A 1781-nucleotide genomic window follows, 5' to 3' on the forward strand; every position below is an offset into this window, starting at 1 on the left:
ACCCGGCCGCCAACTGCTGGCGCTTCTACCATCTGTCGCTGCAGCCCGACCTGTTTGGCGGCACCGCCCTGGTGCGGCAGTGGGGGCGGATCGGGACGGCCGGCCGGCAGGTCTGCGAACTGCATCATGATGCCGGGCAGGCGCGCGACGCCCTCGCCCGCCAGCTCCGGGCCAAACGCCGGCGGGGTTACCGCGACAGGACGGCCGGATGAGCGGTCCCCCAAAACCGGGACAGCGGGTGACCCCGGCCGGCGCCCCCGGCGGGATGCAGCTGTTCGACCGCGACGGGAGCCGCAAATACCTCACGGTTGCCGAGCGGGCGCGGTTCCTGCGCGCGGCCGAGCAGGCGCCGCGCGAGGCCCGCACGCTGTGCATGACCCTGGCCTGGTCGGGCTGCCGCCTGTCCGAGGCCCTCGCCCTGACGGCGGACCGGGTGGATCTCGCCGGCGGCGTGCTGGTGTTCTCCACGCTCAAGAAGCGCCAGGACGGGATCTATCGCGCCGTGCCGGTGCCCCCCTCCCTGCTCGAGGCCCTGGACCTGGTGCATGGCATCCGCGAGGCGCAGCGTCGGCGAGGGCGTGGATCGGCCGTTCGGCTGTGGCCCTGGTCCCGCATGACCGGCTGGCGGGCCGTGCACGCGGTCATGGCCGCCGCCGGCCTGTCCGGGCCGGCCGCGTCCCCCAAGGGCCTGCGCCATGCCTTCGGCGTCGCCGCCGTCTCCAGCGGCATCCCCCTCAACATGGTGCAGAAATGGCTCGGTCACGCCCAGCTCTCCACCACCGCCATCTACGCCGATGCCGTCGGCGCCGAGGAGCAGGATATCGCACGGAAAATGTGGGGGTAATGCATTTTGCGAAAGGGAAATCACAACAAGCGTATAAGCACCGACATGTCGACTGATATGGTCCGCTGGACGGTTTCGGTCTCCCGCGAAACCGATATCGCCGTACGTGGTTTCCTGGCGCAGCATGGCATGAAGAAAGGCGACCTGTCGCGCTTCATCGAGGAGGCAGTGCGCTGGCGTGTGTTCGACAGGACGATGGCGGAAGCCCGGAGTGGGTTCGCAGATATGGAGCCGGACGCGCTGGAGGACCTGATCGGTGAGGCCGTGACCGCCACGCTGGCAACAGACAAGTCCAGCTAAAGCGTGCGTCTGGCCACCAAGACCAATCTTCTCATCAGTGCCCTGCTTTTTGAAAAATCCCTGCCAGCGTATCTGCTCGGGCTATGGCAGGCAGGACAATGCGAGTTACTGACTTCGACCGAGCAGCTAGACGAACTGCGGCACGTGACCCGGTATCTCAAGATCCTCGCTCATCTGCCGCCTGCCCTCTGATCAATGAAGGTCGGGACTTGACAGCTCTCATTGCGGATCAGCCAGAACATTATTAGGGGTCACAACACGAAAGTGTACTTTACGTACGCTTAGAGTGAACCCAACAAGAACGTTGAGGCTGTTCTGCTGAGAGTTCGATAGACAGTTGGCCGAGAAATAGAAAACAGTTCTGAAAGATCGCTGATGGAGTAATCGCCGGTATCATACATCCGGCGAAGCTCTTTTTGCTGACGTTCAGAAAGCTTGGGTTTCTTTCCGCGTAGTTTACCTTTGTCGCGTGCAACGGCCATCCCTTCACGAGTACGCATCCGGATCAGATCGGCTTCAAACTCCGCGAAAGTCGCAAGGATGTTGAAGAACAACTTGCCCATTGGATCAGACGGATCGTGAATACTGTTCCCAAGTTGAAGCTTCACGCCACGGGATGCCAGGCTGTCGCCAATAA

General features: G+C 63.0%; 4 protein-coding genes. 3 read left to right on the forward strand and 1 reads right to left on the reverse strand.

Going from position 1 to position 1781, the window contains the following annotated elements; all coding sequences use genetic code 11:
- The 3 genes from GEU01_RS21435 to GEU01_RS21445 all read left to right on the forward strand — a co-directional run.
- On the forward strand, positions 1–212 hold a 212-nt coding region (locus tag GEU01_RS21435; protein ID WP_019087632.1), incomplete at its 5' end, for a WGR domain-containing protein.
- Positions 209–844, forward strand: a complete 636-nt coding sequence (locus GEU01_RS21440) for a tyrosine-type recombinase/integrase (RefSeq protein WP_019087633.1) — start codon at positions 209–211, stop codon at positions 842–844. The genes GEU01_RS21435 and GEU01_RS21440, both read left to right, overlap by 4 nt.
- 45 nt (positions 845–889) lie before the next feature.
- A complete protein-coding gene (locus GEU01_RS21445; RefSeq protein ID WP_010517099.1) occupies positions 890–1144 on the forward strand; it encodes a ribbon-helix-helix domain-containing protein in 255 nt (84 codons plus the stop codon).
- 281 nt (positions 1145–1425) lie between these two features.
- On the opposite strand, the gene GEU01_RS21450 is transcribed toward GEU01_RS21445, so the two are convergent.
- A partial coding sequence (locus GEU01_RS21450; RefSeq protein WP_019086618.1) for a recombinase family protein occupies positions 1426–1781 on the reverse strand: 356 nt, incomplete at its 5' end.

Source organism: Komagataeibacter europaeus LMG 18890 (assembly GCF_000285295.1).
In the GTDB taxonomy this organism is placed as follows: Bacteria; Pseudomonadota; Alphaproteobacteria; order Acetobacterales; family Acetobacteraceae; genus Komagataeibacter; species Komagataeibacter europaeus.

Bases quoted from the DNA above. Each gene is read 5' to 3' on its own strand.
- GEU01_RS21440 (WP_019087633.1), top strand. From the start codon at position 209: ATGAGCGGTCCCCCAAAACCGGGACAGCGGGTGACCCCGGCCGGCGCC.
- GEU01_RS21445 (WP_010517099.1), top strand. From the start codon at position 890: ATGTCGACTGATATGGTCCGCTGGACGGTTTCGGTCTCCCGCGAAACC.